Origin of the sequence: Photorhabdus sp. RM71S (assembly GCF_042879355.1) — a bacterium.
Lineage (GTDB): Bacteria > Pseudomonadota > Gammaproteobacteria > Enterobacterales > Enterobacteriaceae > Photorhabdus > Photorhabdus kayaii.
In genome coordinates this window covers 1-14,879 of sequence record NZ_JBHFKV010000019.1, presented here as the reverse complement: position 1 = coordinate 14,879, position 14,879 = coordinate 1, and the positions used below count along the sequence as shown (strand labels likewise).

Annotated in this window: 21 protein-coding genes and 1 pseudogene; 20 read left to right on the top strand and 2 right to left on the bottom strand. The window is 45.5% G+C overall.

Going from position 1 to position 14,879, the window contains the following annotated elements:
- Positions 1 to 277: 277 nt before the first annotated feature.
- The 13 genes and pseudogenes from ACGF5R_RS11800 to ACGF5R_RS11740 all read left to right on the top strand — a co-directional run bounded on the left by ACGF5R_RS11800 (position 278) and on the right by ACGF5R_RS11740 (position 7,361).
- A complete protein-coding gene (locus ACGF5R_RS11800; RefSeq protein WP_049585563.1) occupies positions 278 to 520 on the top strand; it encodes a hypothetical protein in 243 nt (80 codons plus the stop codon).
- Positions 507 to 920 (top strand): hypothetical protein, encoded by a 414-nt coding sequence (locus tag ACGF5R_RS11795; RefSeq protein ID WP_387690973.1) that lies wholly within the window; start codon positions 507 to 509, stop codon positions 918 to 920. The genes ACGF5R_RS11800 and ACGF5R_RS11795 overlap by 14 nt, the downstream gene beginning before the upstream one ends.
- 173 nt (positions 921 to 1,093) lie before the next feature.
- Positions 1,094 to 1,438 (top strand): DUF5347 family protein, encoded by a 345-nt coding sequence (locus ACGF5R_RS11790; protein WP_387690971.1) that lies wholly within the window; start codon positions 1,094 to 1,096, stop codon positions 1,436 to 1,438.
- Positions 1,439 to 1,503: 65 nt separating this feature from the next.
- Positions 1,504 to 1,749 carry a DUF2732 family protein gene (locus ACGF5R_RS11785; protein ID WP_387690969.1) on the top strand — a complete coding sequence of 82 codons (246 nt, stop codon included), beginning with the start codon at positions 1,504 to 1,506 and terminating at the stop codon, positions 1,747 to 1,749.
- On the top strand, positions 1,742 to 1,963 hold the full coding sequence (locus ACGF5R_RS11780; RefSeq protein WP_387690967.1) for a TraR/DksA C4-type zinc finger protein: 222 nt from the start codon (positions 1,742 to 1,744) through the stop codon (positions 1,961 to 1,963). The genes ACGF5R_RS11785 and ACGF5R_RS11780 overlap by 8 nt, the downstream gene beginning before the upstream one ends.
- Position 1,964: 1 nt before the next feature.
- Positions 1,965 to 2,159: a hypothetical protein gene (locus tag ACGF5R_RS11775; protein WP_262981532.1), complete on the top strand. Its 195-nt coding sequence runs from the start codon at positions 1,965 to 1,967 to the stop codon at positions 2,157 to 2,159.
- Positions 2,152 to 2,967: a DNA adenine methylase gene (locus ACGF5R_RS11770; protein ID WP_387690965.1), complete on the top strand. Its 816-nt coding sequence runs from the start codon at positions 2,152 to 2,154 to the stop codon at positions 2,965 to 2,967. The genes ACGF5R_RS11775 and ACGF5R_RS11770 overlap by 8 nt, the downstream gene beginning before the upstream one ends.
- Positions 2,967 to 3,161, top strand: a pseudogene (locus ACGF5R_RS11765) (phosphoadenosine phosphosulfate reductase family protein); the annotation flags it as partial. The gene ACGF5R_RS11770 and the pseudogene ACGF5R_RS11765, both read left to right, overlap by 1 nt.
- A 46-nt stretch (positions 3,162 to 3,207) precedes the next feature.
- A complete protein-coding gene (locus ACGF5R_RS11760) occupies positions 3,208 to 5,655 on the top strand; it encodes a replication endonuclease (protein WP_387691047.1) in 2,448 nt (815 codons plus the stop codon).
- Positions 5,656 to 5,657: 2 nt separating this feature from the next.
- Positions 5,658 to 5,990, top strand: coding sequence for a MazG-like family protein (locus tag ACGF5R_RS11755; protein ID WP_387690963.1), 333 nt, complete (start codon positions 5,658 to 5,660; stop codon positions 5,988 to 5,990).
- On the top strand, positions 5,987 to 6,178 hold the full coding sequence (locus ACGF5R_RS11750; RefSeq protein WP_112876946.1) for a hypothetical protein: 192 nt from the start codon (positions 5,987 to 5,989) through the stop codon (positions 6,176 to 6,178). The genes ACGF5R_RS11755 and ACGF5R_RS11750 overlap by 4 nt, the downstream gene beginning before the upstream one ends.
- 213 nt (positions 6,179 to 6,391) lie before the next feature.
- Positions 6,392 to 6,973, top strand: coding sequence for a hypothetical protein (locus tag ACGF5R_RS11745; protein ID WP_387690961.1), 582 nt, complete (start codon positions 6,392 to 6,394; stop codon positions 6,971 to 6,973).
- 10 nt (positions 6,974 to 6,983) lie between these two features.
- Positions 6,984 to 7,361: a type II toxin-antitoxin system YafO family toxin gene (locus tag ACGF5R_RS11740; protein WP_112876948.1), complete on the top strand. Its 378-nt coding sequence runs from the start codon at positions 6,984 to 6,986 to the stop codon at positions 7,359 to 7,361.
- A gap of 382 nt (positions 7,362 to 7,743) precedes the next feature.
- Here ACGF5R_RS11740 and ACGF5R_RS11735 read toward each other — a convergent pair whose 3' ends face one another.
- Both ACGF5R_RS11735 and ACGF5R_RS11730 read right to left on the bottom strand, forming a co-directional pair.
- On the bottom strand, positions 7,744 to 8,799 hold the full coding sequence (locus ACGF5R_RS11735) for a phage portal protein (protein ID WP_112876949.1): 1,056 nt from the start codon (positions 8,797 to 8,799) through the stop codon (positions 7,744 to 7,746).
- Positions 8,800 to 8,801: 2 nt separating this feature from the next.
- Positions 8,802 to 10,517 (bottom strand): terminase large subunit domain-containing protein, encoded by a 1,716-nt coding sequence (locus tag ACGF5R_RS11730; protein WP_387690959.1) that lies wholly within the window; start codon positions 10,515 to 10,517, stop codon positions 8,802 to 8,804.
- Positions 10,518 to 10,662: 145 nt separating this feature from the next.
- On the opposite strand from ACGF5R_RS11730, the gene ACGF5R_RS11725 reads away from it, so the two are divergent.
- The 7 genes from ACGF5R_RS11725 to ACGF5R_RS11695 all read left to right on the top strand — a co-directional run.
- On the top strand, positions 10,663 to 11,502 hold the full coding sequence (locus ACGF5R_RS11725) for a GPO family capsid scaffolding protein (protein WP_112876951.1): 840 nt from the start codon (positions 10,663 to 10,665) through the stop codon (positions 11,500 to 11,502).
- A 20-nt stretch (positions 11,503 to 11,522) separates the two neighbouring features.
- Positions 11,523 to 12,581 (top strand): phage major capsid protein, P2 family, encoded by a 1,059-nt coding sequence (locus tag ACGF5R_RS11720; protein WP_112876952.1) that lies wholly within the window; start codon positions 11,523 to 11,525, stop codon positions 12,579 to 12,581.
- A 47-nt stretch (positions 12,582 to 12,628) separates the two neighbouring features.
- On the top strand, positions 12,629 to 13,420 hold the full coding sequence (gene gpM / locus ACGF5R_RS11715) for a phage terminase small subunit (protein ID WP_262981747.1): 792 nt from the start codon (positions 12,629 to 12,631) through the stop codon (positions 13,418 to 13,420).
- Positions 13,421 to 13,518: 98 nt separating this feature from the next.
- The gene (locus tag ACGF5R_RS11710) at positions 13,519 to 14,010 is read left to right on the top strand and encodes a head completion/stabilization protein (protein WP_112876954.1); all 492 of its coding nucleotides are present in this window, start codon (positions 13,519 to 13,521) and stop codon (positions 14,008 to 14,010) included.
- Positions 14,010 to 14,210 (top strand): tail protein X, encoded by a 201-nt coding sequence (locus ACGF5R_RS11705; protein WP_387690957.1) that lies wholly within the window; start codon positions 14,010 to 14,012, stop codon positions 14,208 to 14,210. The genes ACGF5R_RS11710 and ACGF5R_RS11705 overlap by 1 nt, the downstream gene beginning before the upstream one ends.
- A 43-nt stretch (positions 14,211 to 14,253) precedes the next feature.
- Positions 14,254 to 14,571: a phage holin, lambda family gene (locus ACGF5R_RS11700; RefSeq protein ID WP_112876956.1), complete on the top strand. Its 318-nt coding sequence runs from the start codon at positions 14,254 to 14,256 to the stop codon at positions 14,569 to 14,571.
- A 2-nt stretch (positions 14,572 to 14,573) separates the two neighbouring features.
- Positions 14,574 to 14,879 (top strand): structural protein (locus ACGF5R_RS11695; protein ID WP_387691045.1); only part of this gene is annotated, 306 nt, incomplete at its 3' end.

Sequence of the window (14,879 nt, the reverse complement as noted above, 5' to 3'; positions counted from 1 at the left end):
ATTTGATCAATACTTGAGAATAGTTTGATTGTATGAGGTGAAAAATGGAATGTTTAATGTTTCAGCATAACAAAAAAACTATTTTAGTGATTGAAAGTGATATTGCTTACAGTTATCCGGTTTCATCATTAAGTTGTTTATGTATAGTCATGAATAATGGAAAGAAATATAACGCTACCAATGTTGTATCGGTATCCCTTGAAAACATTAATGGCGAACTCTTGTTAACAGAACAATGTTATCAACAAAGTCAGGTAATTATATAGGAGTAGAGAACATGCAACGTCTAACAACTGATTCTGGATTACCAAATTTAAAATTATTATCACATATTGAACGCGCCGATCTTCATTTAACCATCGTGCGTCGAATAACAGATGTCCTGCAATATGCGGGAGACGAAACCCCGCTGTCTCTTTCTGACGTGATAGCAATCTTTGAATCATTCATGAAGATTAGCACCGGTGAAAATTACGAACTGAGATTGTTAAATAGAGGATTAAGCAATGTCACAAAATAAAAAACACGTACACGCTAAATTAATGATGCAATATGCACGAGATGCTTTGAAGACAGACGAGCCGTGGTTAATGTGGGAACGGCTTCATATTGAAGCAGTCAACTGGGAACAATGTCTATATAGTCCGGCGTGGAGCACAGAATTTAAATATCGCCGCAAGCCTGAAATGATCACGGTCGGAAAAGTGAGTTTTCCGAAGCCTGTTGATTATGAGTTAAATAACGGAGATGAGTATTATTCTGTTATTGAATCAATGTCACGTAATGAATTCGGTCAGCTTGCTTGGTTCGGAGATGATATTGACAATTTATATCTTAACAACGGATGCATTCATTTAACTGAGGAAGCTGCTAAACAACACGCCGAAGCATTAATTAAAATCAACAACGGGGAATTCTAATGAACTCACTCGAAAAGATGTCTCATAAATATAAATTGACTGGCGAAGACTTTAAGTCACCAAAACCGACTGACGGCTTATTATATCCGCTCGTCATGTTGTATGTTGCGTCCGCTATTATTTTCTTACTGAAATAAACTTCCCTATATTTGAAAAAAAAGGGGGGGGGAGGCATGGCAAATACAGAAGCATTCCGCTTTGCTGAAATAGCGATGGGAAACCGGGCCGATGCACTTAATCAGTTATCGGCAATACGATATCAACACTTTGGAGAGAATCAAAAAGAGTTGAGCGAGTTTATTTCACTCATGAGGGATAAATGGGAGTGGCCGGATAGCTTCGCATTTAACAAGCGCGTTCTGACTGCTATTTTCAATCTCGCTGGTATTCATGAATCCCGACATGATATTAGCTTTAATGAATTCACTCATGATGAGAAGAAATCATTAGTACGGACAATTAATCATTTAAAAGTCGTGGCTAGCATATTTCCCGAACGATTATCTATGCCACGTTAATTGATGATTAATTTACTGGCGTAAACCCGCCCGGCTTTTTGTTACCTAAATAAAGGAAAGTGAAAATGAGAAATATCGAAAAGAGAAATATAAAAATTGGCGGCAAAGTTGAAGAAAATACTTTGCTGGAATTGCTCAACGACGCACGCGCGGACGAAAGGCAATGCTGCGCTGCTCGCTTCTCTGCGCGTCTTGTCAAACTCTCAACGCGCATTCTTAAGCATAAGCTTGATTATGCCAATGCTTCTCTATTGTTAACCGACGAAGCGCGGGAAATCGAGCGTCAGGCGGAGGAGTGGCATTATGTCTGATTCTGTTGATATTGCTGAAAAACATATTGCCGCCACTTTAGAGCGTCAAATCAGAGCTGTGACTGACCGTTGTACCAGTGTTTCAGCTTTTGAGTGTGATGACTGCGGTAATTCTATCTCAGAAGAACGTAGGAAAGCTGTAATAGGCGTCACTCGCTGTATTACATGCCAGTCAATCATTGAACTGAAACAGAAGCATTATCGGAGTGTGTGAAATGGAAAATAAACCAGCTTGCAATACTGAAAAGCAGATTTGCTGTCATAATTGTCATGTGGATATTGAATTAAGTGATTTGATTTTTCAAGAAAATATAACGGGTGACGATGAAGGATATTTTCATTGCCCATCATGCCTAGTTCCACTCTTGACGGAGAGTGATTTCTCAAGCGGGAATAACAGCCATGAATAAAACAATTTTAAAATGGGCGGGCAGCAAAGCTCGCGTCATGGATAAATTATTACCACATTTACCAGCCGGGGGACGGCTGGTAGAGCCGTTCGCTGGCTCTTGTGCTGTCATGATGAATACCGATTATGACGAATATTTAATTGCTGATATCAATTCAGATCTGATTAATATGTATCAGCAAATTAAAGATAATGTTGAATTATTCATAGAATTATCACGAGATTTTTTTAAGTTCTATAATAATGAGCATGGCTTTTATTTGTTGAGAGATAAATTTAACTCAGAGTTGCCGGAGTGCCGTTCCCCGCTTATTCGCGCCGTTTGGTTTTTATATCTGAATCGTCATTGCTTTAATGGCTTGTGCCGATATAACAAAAGTGGTCATTTCAATGTGCCGTTTGGTAAATATAAATCTGTGTATTTCCCGGAAAATGAGATCCGTGCATTTGCTGAAAAAGCGCAGCGAGCGGCGTTTATTTGCGCTGATTGGAGAGAGACATTGCAGCTTGTCAAAGCTGATGATGTTATATATTGCGATCCGCCCTATCTTAATAAATTCACCAGTTACTACGATAACCATTTCAGCGTTAGTGAACAGTATGAGCTGACCATCGCGTTAATCATATTGCATGACGAATCGGGTAATTCTATTGTTGTATCAAATAGCATAGATGCCAAAAGCATTTATAAAGGTTTTGATGTTTTTGATATTACAGAAATTACAACTCATCGTTCTATTGCAGCGTCAGGCAATAGCAGAAAACCCGCGACAGAAATTATTACCAGTCTATTGATGGGGGTGAGCTAATGATTGATATCCGGTGTCATGCAGATAATACCATCAATGTTATCTCCGTCTCTGGGGGTAAAGATTCCTTGGCTCAATGGTTGTTGGCTATTGAAAACGGCGTAAATCATATTGCTGTATTTGCAGATACGGGACATGAACACCCGCAAACCCTAGAGTATCTGGATTATCTGGAAAGCCGTTTGGGGAAAATTCATATCAGGCGTGTAGTTCTGTTTATGCTGGAGTGTGTGAGTGAATATGCAATGTGAATGGGCGTTTTCGTGGAATGCGCCCCGTCCGGCGATAGCATCACCCTTTTTTGAGGATGCTTTGTTATCAAAGGGTGAGGTGACGTCCGAACATCCACATGTAAAAAAATATCTGACCCGCTTAATAGAGCGGGATTTGCTGCATAGCCAGGTCTTAACGCCCGCACAGCAAGAGGCTCGCCGCCAATGTGCTTTACAAGAGAAACAGGCTTATGAAGAGAATCGGCGCTCGTGGCATGAAACTGCCGCAGGTGTTGAGTCTTATTTAAATGAGCAACCGCATTTTATTAAATCGTATTTTCAGAAAAAAATAATTTGGCTGCGTAAAAATCGCGGTATCAAACATAGCAATGCATTTTTGCTCGGAACAGTTAAGAGTGCATTGCTGCGTTTAAATGCCGTCAGAGAAAAACAAGGCGTCAAGCCTTATTGTGAACTGGCGTCTTATTACCAGGGCGTTTACCGCCATCTTGCCGAAATGAATAAGCGCCGGATTAAATCGCTGGCGAATGAAATCGCGGCGCGTATCAATGAGATGTTTTGTATTGAAACAGAAAATGCAAACGGTGAAACCGACGATTTAACAAAAGCTGATCTCTTGCTGATATATCGCAATTTGGCCGCCGAAGTTTATTCACTGCATATTATGCCGCCCGCCTGGTCACAACTAAAACCTATTCCCGGTCAATCTGACGATGAGCTGGATTTATACCCGGCTCTACCCGCGATATCAAGAATGATTAACACAGATTGGTGGGAGCGCCAACTCTGGCGTCTGCGCTGCGACTGGCGCGAGGGGCAGCTACGCGCAGCAAATCAGGTCAATAAAAAGGCTCATCCTTACCTGAGTTACGAAGCGGTTTCGGACTGGCAGGAACAACGTCGCCGCAATGCTGAATTCTTTAAAGCGCACGATTTGGTTGATGAAGCCGGTAACGTGGTTTCATTGGAAAATATGGTTTATGCAAGCATCAGTAATCCGGTTATTCGTCGCCATGAATTAATGGCGCGAATGCAAGGCATTGAGTTTGTTGCTCAAGAACGCGGTGACGTTGGCGTTTTTTATACTATAACTTGCCCGTCCAAATATCACGCCAATAATCATAGTGGTCATGCTAACCCAAAATGGAATCATTCAACGCCCGTTCAGGCACAGCATTATTTACGTAAAGTGTGGGCCAATATCGGCTCAAAACTGGATCGAGATGGGTTGCGAATTTACGGCTTCCGGGTTGTTGAGCCGCATCATGACAGTACTCCGCACTGGCATTTATTGCTGTTCATGCGCCCGGGTGAGCGTAAAGCCGTCACTGATATTATGCGCAGTTATGCCATCAAAGAAGACAGGCAAGAATTAGGTAAGCGGACAAGCGCCCGGTTTACCGCCAAAAAACTCGATCCGAAAAAGGGCAGTGCTACGGCATATGTTGCTAAATACATTTCAAAAAATATTGACGGTTACGCGCTTGACGGCGAGCGTGATAAAGAAACCGGTAAGCCACTAAAAGAGACGGCCAAATTCGCGATGGCGTGGGCTTCTCGTTATCGTATTCGTCAGTACCAGGCAATCGGGACTCCGCCCGTCACTGTCTGGCGTGAATTGAGAAAACTCAGCAATCAATTAACATCGGTATTAAAAATTTCAGGTGAGTTTAAGCGTGGGAAAGCGCTATTAAGTGACCCGCAAATGGATGCGGTTACTGCCGCCGCCGACGTCGGGTGCTTTGCTTCATACATCATGAAACAAGGCGGTGTGCTGATCCCGCGTAAAGATTATGTTGTTCATCTTGCGTATCAGCAAAATGATGAACCCGATGCCTATGGTGAAGTGGTAGATAAGATTTTTGGTATTTGGTCGCCACATATCGGCGAAGATTCCCGCGTATGCACCCGTCTTACAAAATGGAAAATTGTCTCTAAGAAAATTAACTCCAGCTCTAACAACTCTGAATCCGTAGGTTTGTCTTTTGGGTCTTTGTCTTTTAGCGGCCCCGCCGCCCCTTGGAGTTCTGTCAATAACTCTCCGGTGGTTCAAAATTCAAACAACAACAGGAGAGAAATTGACAGACATTACGATGATTTGTTGGTGAATGAGTTTCATCAAAACTACCCGACAATGCATTTTGATGAAAAAGTGAAACGGATTTATGAGTCGGCAGCACTCAATAACATCGACATGGACGATTTTTTAGCTCGCTCATTACTTGATGGAGGAAATATTATCGTCAATGACGAACGTTATTGCTTATCTATGTTTGGTTATTTGCAGAAAGAAACCAAACAACATAGAAAAAGCGTAAAAGCAATCATGAACAGGTTAAATGATAAATTGGGTAACCCTATTAATCTTAACGATATTTTTCATGATCCCGGAGGGCATTACTCTGCCATGGCTGAAGAGGCCGAAAGAAAATATTTTGATGAGCTAAGGGGTTAAAAATGACTGACTATTCAACTACGTGCGCAATGAACAATGTTCTGTCAGAAATGACAAAACAAGATGAACTCTGGGGTGCTGACCGTGATCATGACCCGTTCGTGTGGGCGGCAATATTGAGTGAAGAGATTGGGGAGTTCGCGCAGGCTATTTTGCATGATGAATTCGGCGGCAGTCACGCAGGAACGGCAAGAGATGAAGCGGTACAGATTGCCGCCGTCGCGCTGCAAATTATTGAGTATTATGACCGGAAAAAACGGAAACGACCCGATTTATCATTTTCGAATAACCCGGTATGGGTTGGTTTTGATCCGGGCGAAGAGCACACATCATGAAGGTGACAAAATTTCAACAAAAAGAAGATAAATTACTGGCTATTTTAAAAGAAAATAGTGACCGTTTTTATATTGATGATAACGGTATGATCCATATCAACTGGGAGCACCCCGCAGTACGCGCGGAAGTGATGAAACATATTGAGCAGCTTGCTCATATAAAACCGGGTGATAAGCTGCCGGGATGACCTCGATTAAATTAACTTAAGCCCGTTAATAGCGGGTTATTTTTACCACTTTGGTTTATTTTACTGATAACTATATAATTTTTATGGTAAATATCGGATGAATGAATTTCTCAAAAAAATCATTGAGTATTGCGACAGGAAAAAACCAAAATATCGACAAAACGAGTCACACATGATTCAATGGGATCAGTCTTGGCATTCAGGATATTATGTATGAGTAACACTAAAATTACCTCTATGGCGGCGGCAATGGCGATTGCGATAGCCCCTGTGCCAGCTGATAGCATAGGGTGCCATGATGCAATAACCAGCACCAAAAACACCATGACATTACAACAGGTGAGTGATTCAGTCGTTTTTCTTCCCATTGAAGAGGCGACTGCTTTTATCGCGAATATCGCTAGTCGGATGCGATTCCATTTAAAAAATCTGCGATCTGAGTGGGAATCAAAGCGTATCCCCATTGACGATAAAAGCATGTCCAGTTTTGCGAAGGACAACATGCATTACCTGGCTAAACATATTGTTGTCTGTGCAAGCTTCATTCAAGCGGCAAAAGTCGCGTTGACTGCCGTTCCTGATACAAACGCAGAATTACGCAGTATGATTACGCGCTTCGGGCGTGCATCTGCTGACTTACGGTATACGTTGGAAGAAATCACTGCATTTTCAAAAAGTACGCATATCCCTAATAAAGCATCAAATGCCGGTGCTGACTTAGATAAAGATGCGGTCCGGGAACTTATTCGTACCGAACATGTTGCTTTAGGCTTGGAAGCTCCAGTTTTCCATTGAAGGGGATACCGTGATCCACGTTTCTATTCACAAAGATATTGAAATCCCCGCAGTGGCAAGGCAGTATGCAAAAATTTTGCAAGATTGGAAAAATGGCGGATCGCTTCCCGCCATTTTTGGTGATGAGGGACGCTGGGAAGACCACGCGTCTCTATGTCAATCTTATGTTTTTAAAATTCATATTAGATTACCCGACGAACCTCCCTGGCCTAGTCATTTACCCGCTGCCGCCAGAAAATCTGATAGCTACCTGGTTTATTCCCGACATTGGTGTGATCCATCAAAATATCAAATCATTAGCATCATGAGTCCCAACGCTCATGAGCTAGCAAGAACCTCATTTCTTGCCGTGCTGGTTGATCGCGCGGAAGATTTTCAAAACACATGAGAATGAGTTTGCCCGCCAACTGGCGGGTTATTTTTTTGTATGAAATTCATTGCACAAATCTGCATAATTTTGCACAATAATCACCACGCCAGCGATCCCCTTCCGCGCCAGACCCGGCAAGCCTTCATCCACTACGCACAATTGCACAAAAACGCGCCCTTTTTGCGTGCGGGCGAGGCGGGGGAGCAAGCGCGAGCAAAGAGGGGGTATTCGTGGGTTACTTTGGTAATCGCGAAATAGGCCGCTGACACCGCGCCAGAACCGCGCAGCGACGCGGATGTCTCAGCGTTCAAGGCGGGGGGCGGAAAAGAAAGAAAATGAACACAGCGCGATTGGGTGACGATTAAATGCGTTGTGTCCGTGGGAAAGGTTGGTTTGGTCGTTATTTGCTGCTGTTCAACGCATCAAGCAAAGCGTAGCGATTGAATTGCACAACGGCTTCACCCGCCCAATCATTGACTGACTTCAAGCTTTCAGTAATGGGGTTAAGTTCATTGATAGAAAAAACTTTCGCCGCTTTCTCAATATCCCCAAAGTTACCCCCACTCGTGGGAACAATCCCCATCAATTGCGGTGGCACGCGGTGCATAGCTAGCATGTCATCGCGGGTTGCTTCTTTAACGTTAGTAAATTCATCTTTGGCGCTGATTTGGCTGAACGGTAGGATTTGCAGCCCGTCTTTCTTTCCGTTGGCTGCATAGACAAACAGGTTCTTGAATGCGCCATCTCGCCGGGATTTTTGCAACGCAGTTTTCAAATTGTCTACGCCTCTGGGGTCGGCAAGCGCATCAGTCAGATAGACAATAACGCCTGCGTGACTGCCGTTTTCGTAATAGTTCATTCTGAATGTTGTTGCAGCCCGGTTGAGGTTGGCGGAAAGAAGACCGGCTAAATATTCAGGTAAACCGTAAATTTCTTGATGAATGTCGGGGTTCATCAGATGAAAAATACTGCCAGCGCTGAATTCAAATTCTTGTAGCCAGCTTTGTACGAACCAGTATTTGTCGATTTCTTCTCCCCGTCGTGTGTACTTTGCTGGCGTGTGCTTGAGCTTTAACAGTCCGCCAACTCGATTCATTCGCTTTTCCAGATAGGCATTACCAAATACCAAATAATCCAGTACATAGGCGGCCATGTCCTGTCGTGACAATAGCGGGTGAGGTTTAAAGCAGCTCATGATCACATTACGTTTAAAAAATAGGGGCGACTGATGATAAACCGCCGCTGAAAATGCGCGGGCCAGGCCGTAAAAATCAATGGGGGTTTCATACCAGCGGCCATTTTTGGCGCATTCCATGCAATCCAGCAGATCCCAGCCAGATGTGATTGGGGTGGGTGTATCAAAAGTAAAGGCTGCGCACTGTGCCACGTCGCCGTCATTGATTGTATTCGTTACTTCAGGCTGGTGTTTATTTTCAGCCGGTAAAAGTGTGTGCATGATTAAAACTCCATTACAAAAGACTCATTCGTGCCCGCATCGCTGGATATTGGCTCGGCATACAGGGCATTCATAACAGCCCACGCAATGTCGCCGTGATCGGCTCCGCGCGTGCGGTTGGCGTCATAAGTCACAACACTGCCCTGTGTAATTATTTTCTTAATGGACATAAACGAGGTAGCGACTTGTTTCATGCCAGCGTCATATTCAAACCTGCCGGAACGGATTAGCATTTGTGCTTTCATCACTAGCAGGCGCTTAAGCGGCGCGGAATATTTCAATAGGGTTGCGGCCGGAAACCATTTGCAGACCAGTTCATGCACGGCTTCACCCGTTCCGCCTGTGCCATCTATTGTTATCCCCTGTACATTATAGCGTTCGGTGAGTTTACGAATTTCTTCGGCTTGCTTCTCAAAAGCCATACCGCGGCATTGCAGGGCTTCGATGACCCGCCATTTGCCGCCGCTGACAGCAGGCGGTGACATTACAACCAGCCCTAAACCGTCACCGTTGCCGCCTGTACCAGTTGGATCAGCGCCGATATAGACGGGTTTGCGTCCTAGCGGCCGCAGCGCATAGGGTTTCCAGTCCGGCCAGACATTGTCGTTGTAACCGTCAACACCGCATTTAATCACTTCGTTATAGTCAAAGGCTCGTTCACCCGATTTAACAAAAATGCAGCGGTACAGGTTGTCAAAATCAGCCGGATTGTTTTCGCTCTCAATTTCTTCTAAGTCAACAAGATTTAGACCTGCCGCGATAGCGTCATGAATAGTCACGATCTGTCGCCAGATGTTATCTCCGCACAACACGCCATGCCGTAATGCGGCATGGCTGGTATCAATAACAACTTGTTTCTTGCCGCCGCGGGCTTTATTAAAAAAGTCGCCTGTCCAGAACGGGAACCCTTCGTGTTCCTCGCTGGACGGTACCGAAAAATAAGTTCGTCTTAATCCGATGTGGGTTGCCATCCCCGCCGCCACTTTGCGCAGGTTCATAAAATTGCTAACCCAAAAGAATTCATCGAAATAGAGATCGCCGGTATAGGATTGCGCGGTTGCTGCTGATGTGCCGAGAAAATAGAGCGTGGCGCCATTTGACAGGGTAATCTCGTCACCGCCTTTAAGCTCAACACCCACCTGGCGGGCGACAATCTGGATAAATTTCTTGAACTGATATGCCTGCGCACGGCTGGCAGACAGAAATATCTGGTTATTGCCGGTTTCCAACGCGGTGATCAACGCTTCACGGGCAAAATACCATGTGGCCCCAATTTGCCGCGATTTTAATATCATGCGGTTACGGCGGTCTTTCTGTTTGTACCAGCGTTTTTGATACTCAAACAGGGATTCATAAACCGACGCACGCAATGCAGCGACTTGCTCATCACTAAAATGATTTTTCGGGGTTTTTACCTTTTTCTTTTCTTCTTTTTTAGCTTCAGCGCGATCGAAACGTTCCAACTGGCGATAAAGAAAATCAAGCGTCTTAAAATCATGCGGTGCCAGGGTTTCTTTCGCTTGTAACCGTAATATTTTTACGTGAAGCTCGCCGTTGACGCGCTCGCGGGGGTTGGCTTCATCCCACTTATCGCGCCGCCGCCACGAATAAATCGTGTTCGCACTGACGCCCAGTCGTTTTGCTATTTGCGAAACGCTGTAGGCTTGCCAGTACAGGCTTTTTGCTTCGTGTCGAGGATCATGTTCTGTCGTCATCATGCCGCCACTTTCCCACGGTCACGCGCGTGCCGCTATGACTCCTGCCTGTCGCGGGGCCCCGACACGGCGAAAGCTTTGAGTCAAAAAGCCGTGACTGCGAACATAGCGCTATCAAAAGTCAGAAGTGCCTGTTGGAGAAGTGACAATGCCAAAAACCATTAAATTAACGGTCTGCACGGAGGGAATGACGCTCAATGGCTTTGCCGTCACCCGCGAGCAGATCCAGCAGATGGCCGATAGCTATAACCCTCGACTGTACGCCGCCCGCTTGAATCTGGAGCACGTCAAAAGCCTGTTCCCGGACAGTACGTTTCGTCAGTTTGCGTTAGTACAATCTGCCAGTGCCTACGAGGTTAAAGACGGCCCATTACAGGGCAAGCTGGCGCTGGAGGCCACTGTTGAACTGGATGAAGAAAAGGACGCGGAATTAATCAAGCTGAACCAGAGTGGGCAGAAGATTTTTTCCAGCATTGAGTTTTACTCCCGTTTTCCTCAGACCCAGAGCGCCTATTTGACCGGCATTGCGCTGACGGATACCCCCGCCGCTGTCGGTACGGAATTAATCAAGCTGAGTGTGCAGGAGCGCGGTCTGCCGGCCAGTGATGATCGCTATTTGTCGGCATCACTGGAAACCATGGTTGAATTGCTGGCGGGGACTGAACAGAACCCTGTCGATGATAAATCCCTCGGTGAAAAGTTTGTTTTATCCGTGAAAAAAGCGCTAGGGCTGCACCGTGATCACAACAACGCAGAATTAAACATTTTGCGGGAAATGGTGCAATTAACCGCTGAAAAATGCGGTGAAGCCCTTAATCAAGCGCAAAAGTTGTGCCAACTGGAAACCCTATGCGCCAGTCAGTCGGAAAAAATCACTGTGCTTGAAAATGAACTCTCTACGCTGAAAAGCCAACTCAGCAAGCAGGATAATTCATCAACACATCGACCACTGGCAAATGGTTCAACCCAAGTGTTAGCCGATTATTAATTGCTACAGGAATTTTATTTATGTCACTCAGTAACGAAGGACGTCAACAATATCTGTCCTACCTTGACCAGCAAGGCAAATTAAACGGCGTCAGACGCGAAGGGGATAGCATTCAATTAACGGTGACCCCCGCTGTTCAGCAGCGTCTTGAAAAAGCCAAGATGGAAGCCAGCCCATTTTTGAATGAAATCAATTCTGTCGGTGTAACCGAGCAGGAAGGGGAAAAAATCGGCGTGGGTATCAACCGCACCATTGCTAGCCGCAACACATCCACTACGGAACGCCGTGAGCCAGTCAGTGTCCATGATTTAAAGGCTAACAGATATCGTTGTGAGCAAATTAACTTTGATACCTTTGTCAGCTATACGCAAATTGATGCGTGGAATGACCACCCGGAATTTCAGCAACTGATTAGTCAGCAGATTGTTCAGCAGGAAGCCAATGACCGTCTAATGATTGGTTTTAATGGTACATCGTGCGCCCTGAAATCCGACAGAGCAAAAAACCCGCTGTTACAAGATGTCAATATCGGCTGGTTACAGCACATGCGCGACAACGCCCCGGAGCGTGTGATGAAAGGCATTACTATTACCAGTCGTGACGAAGACGGGAAAATCATCAAGAAAGGCGACTACGGCAACTATGACGCCGCTGTTTATGACGCGGTGACCTCTTTACTTGAACCTTGGCATCAGAATGCCCCCGGTTTGCTCGCAATCACCGGTTCACGCCTGACGACACAGAAAAATTTCAAGATCCTGAACCAACACAGCCAAAACAACCCGAACATTGAACTACTGGCCGGTAATGAGTTGATGAAACTTAGCACGCTGGGTGGTCTGCCGACGATGAAAGTCCCTTTCTTTCCTGACGGTACTATCTGGATCACCACATTTAAAAACCTGTCGCTCTATTGGCAAAAAGGGAAATACAACCGCTATATCAAAAACGAGCCGGAATACAACCGTATAGCAACCTATGCGCAAAGCAATGACGGTTATGTTATTGAAGACTACGGCCTGAGTTGTCTGATTGAGGGGATTTCGTTGGCAAGCGCAAAAAGCAGCGGCGAAGAATAAGTCACAGTATCTGGTGCCGTCATCATGCGGCACTGGCACGAGGGGGAATGATGCTGACACCGGCACAACAACATTGGCAACAGGTTATGGCTTCACGCCGTGGCGATGAAACTATGTCATCGGAAGCGCTGACCGCCTATGAACAGATATTACACCGCCTGCGCATTGATCAGTCACGGTTATCTGACCTGCAAGGCACAGAGCGAAAAATTGATTACAAACGCGAAGTCATTGCGCATTATGACAGTTGGGTTGACGGAGTGTTGGCAGCCGGTACCGGGCAGGCCGACGAGGTACTCATTCACGTGATGATTTGGAGTATGGACATTGGTAATTACGCGCGGGCACTGACGCTGGCCGAGTATGTCATTCGCCATAACCTGCCCTTGCCCGATCACTATCGCCGTACCGTAGGACCATTATTAGTAGATGAGATTTGCGATAAAGCCCTAACGATTTTTTCAGCGTGTAGCGAGTCCGTTGAGCCTGTCCCTCTCGCAATACTTGAGCGACTTGCTGAATTGGTTGAATCATTGGACATGCCCAATCAAGTTAGAGCCAAGCTGTTTAAAACAGTGGCGTATACCCTGCGCCTCAGTAAGCAGCGAGCAGACAAAGAACGCGCATTATTCCTCATGCAGCAAGCATTGTTATTGTTTGCCAATATCGGGGTGAAAAAAGATATCGAAACTCTGACGCGAGAATTAAAAAAGGCCGCTGATGGCCCGGCCTCACCAGATAGCGCAGTAACTGAGTCCCCAAAGACGAAGCCAGCGGCGACGGGGAAAAAAACGACCAAGGCAAAAACAACAGCGGCGAAGAATAAATCTTCACGTTAACTGAATGCACCCCGCGTGCCAGGCGGCACGGTGATCAGACCGGTTTTTAAACTCAGTCCGTTTTGCCGTTCACCGCCGTTTCTTTCAGCAGGTGGATTATGAGCTTAGTAGCAGCCAAACAACCCCGTTCTATCGATACTCATGCAGATATCAATGACGGTGGGGCAAAAGTCACTTCCGGTACATTCTGGCCGGATATCACGCTCGCTGATTTGCGTAATTCGATGCGCCTGAGCGGAGCAGTGACAACTGAACGATTGATACATATCACTGTTGAAGCGGTGTTATATGTCAATCAATTGCTCGCTGTGTGGCAACAAGAACAGGAAGAAAACGGCTTTGCTTCACTGGCTGCGGTTCCTTCTCCTGCTATCAACGACACTACGGCGTATATTTTCCGCTACCGACACGCGGTTTACAGTTTCACTAAAGCTTTGCTGATTGAAAATTATCGCGACATTGACACAACACGCGACGGAGAAAAACACGCCGAGGCGTTGAGTACGCAAATTGATGATCTGCGACGCGATGGACAAAATGCGGTTCGTGATGTGCTCGGTAAAAATCGCATGATAGCGGAGCTGGTTTGATGGAAGTGCAAGCGCTACAGGGGGATACCGTTGATCTATTGTGCCAGCGCTATTATGGCCGTACTCAAGGCGTTGTTGAGGCTGTGTTGAATGCTAATAACAATATTTGCAACACGACGCTATTACGCCCCGGCCAGCTTGTCATCTTACCCGATTTCGCGCCATCGGCGCAGGATAGCATCGTTCAATTGTGGGATTGAATACCGGGCTGTAGGGAGCCTGTGATTAAGGAAAGGATGATACATGAAAAATCAGCCTGACGTTTTTTTTCAGTTATGGGAGTGGCTGCTATCAGTTAGAGAACAAGGTATAGGTGCAGCACTGGCGGCCGCAATGGCTTATCTCAGGGGTCGCTATAACGGCGGTAAATTCTGGACGACAATGATGGACGCCATTATGTGTGCCATGATCGCCTGGTTTATCCGTGACGTGTTGGATTTCTTTGGTATGAGCACGGACTTGGCTTACATCGGCAGTGTGATTATTGGTTATCTGGGAACAGATTTTTTTGGTCAGTTACTTCGCGGAACGTTAAATAATAAAGCGGGGATAAAAGAATGAATATAAGCAGAGGTATTCGAAACAATAACCCCGGCAATATCCGTTGGGGTGATGACTGGCAAGGATTGGTCCCTCAATCACAACGTACCGACCAATCTTTCTGTCAGTTTGTCAGTCCTGAATATGGTCTTCGGGCCATGATTAAAATTATTCAGAATTACCATCGGAAATACGGAATCAATACAGTCAGCGGCATTATTTCACGATGGGCTCCCACTAATGAAAATAATACTGATGCCTATATTAACCACGTATGTAAAGACACGGGAGTGACTCGCGATCAGGTTGTTGATGTATTTAATAAAGTA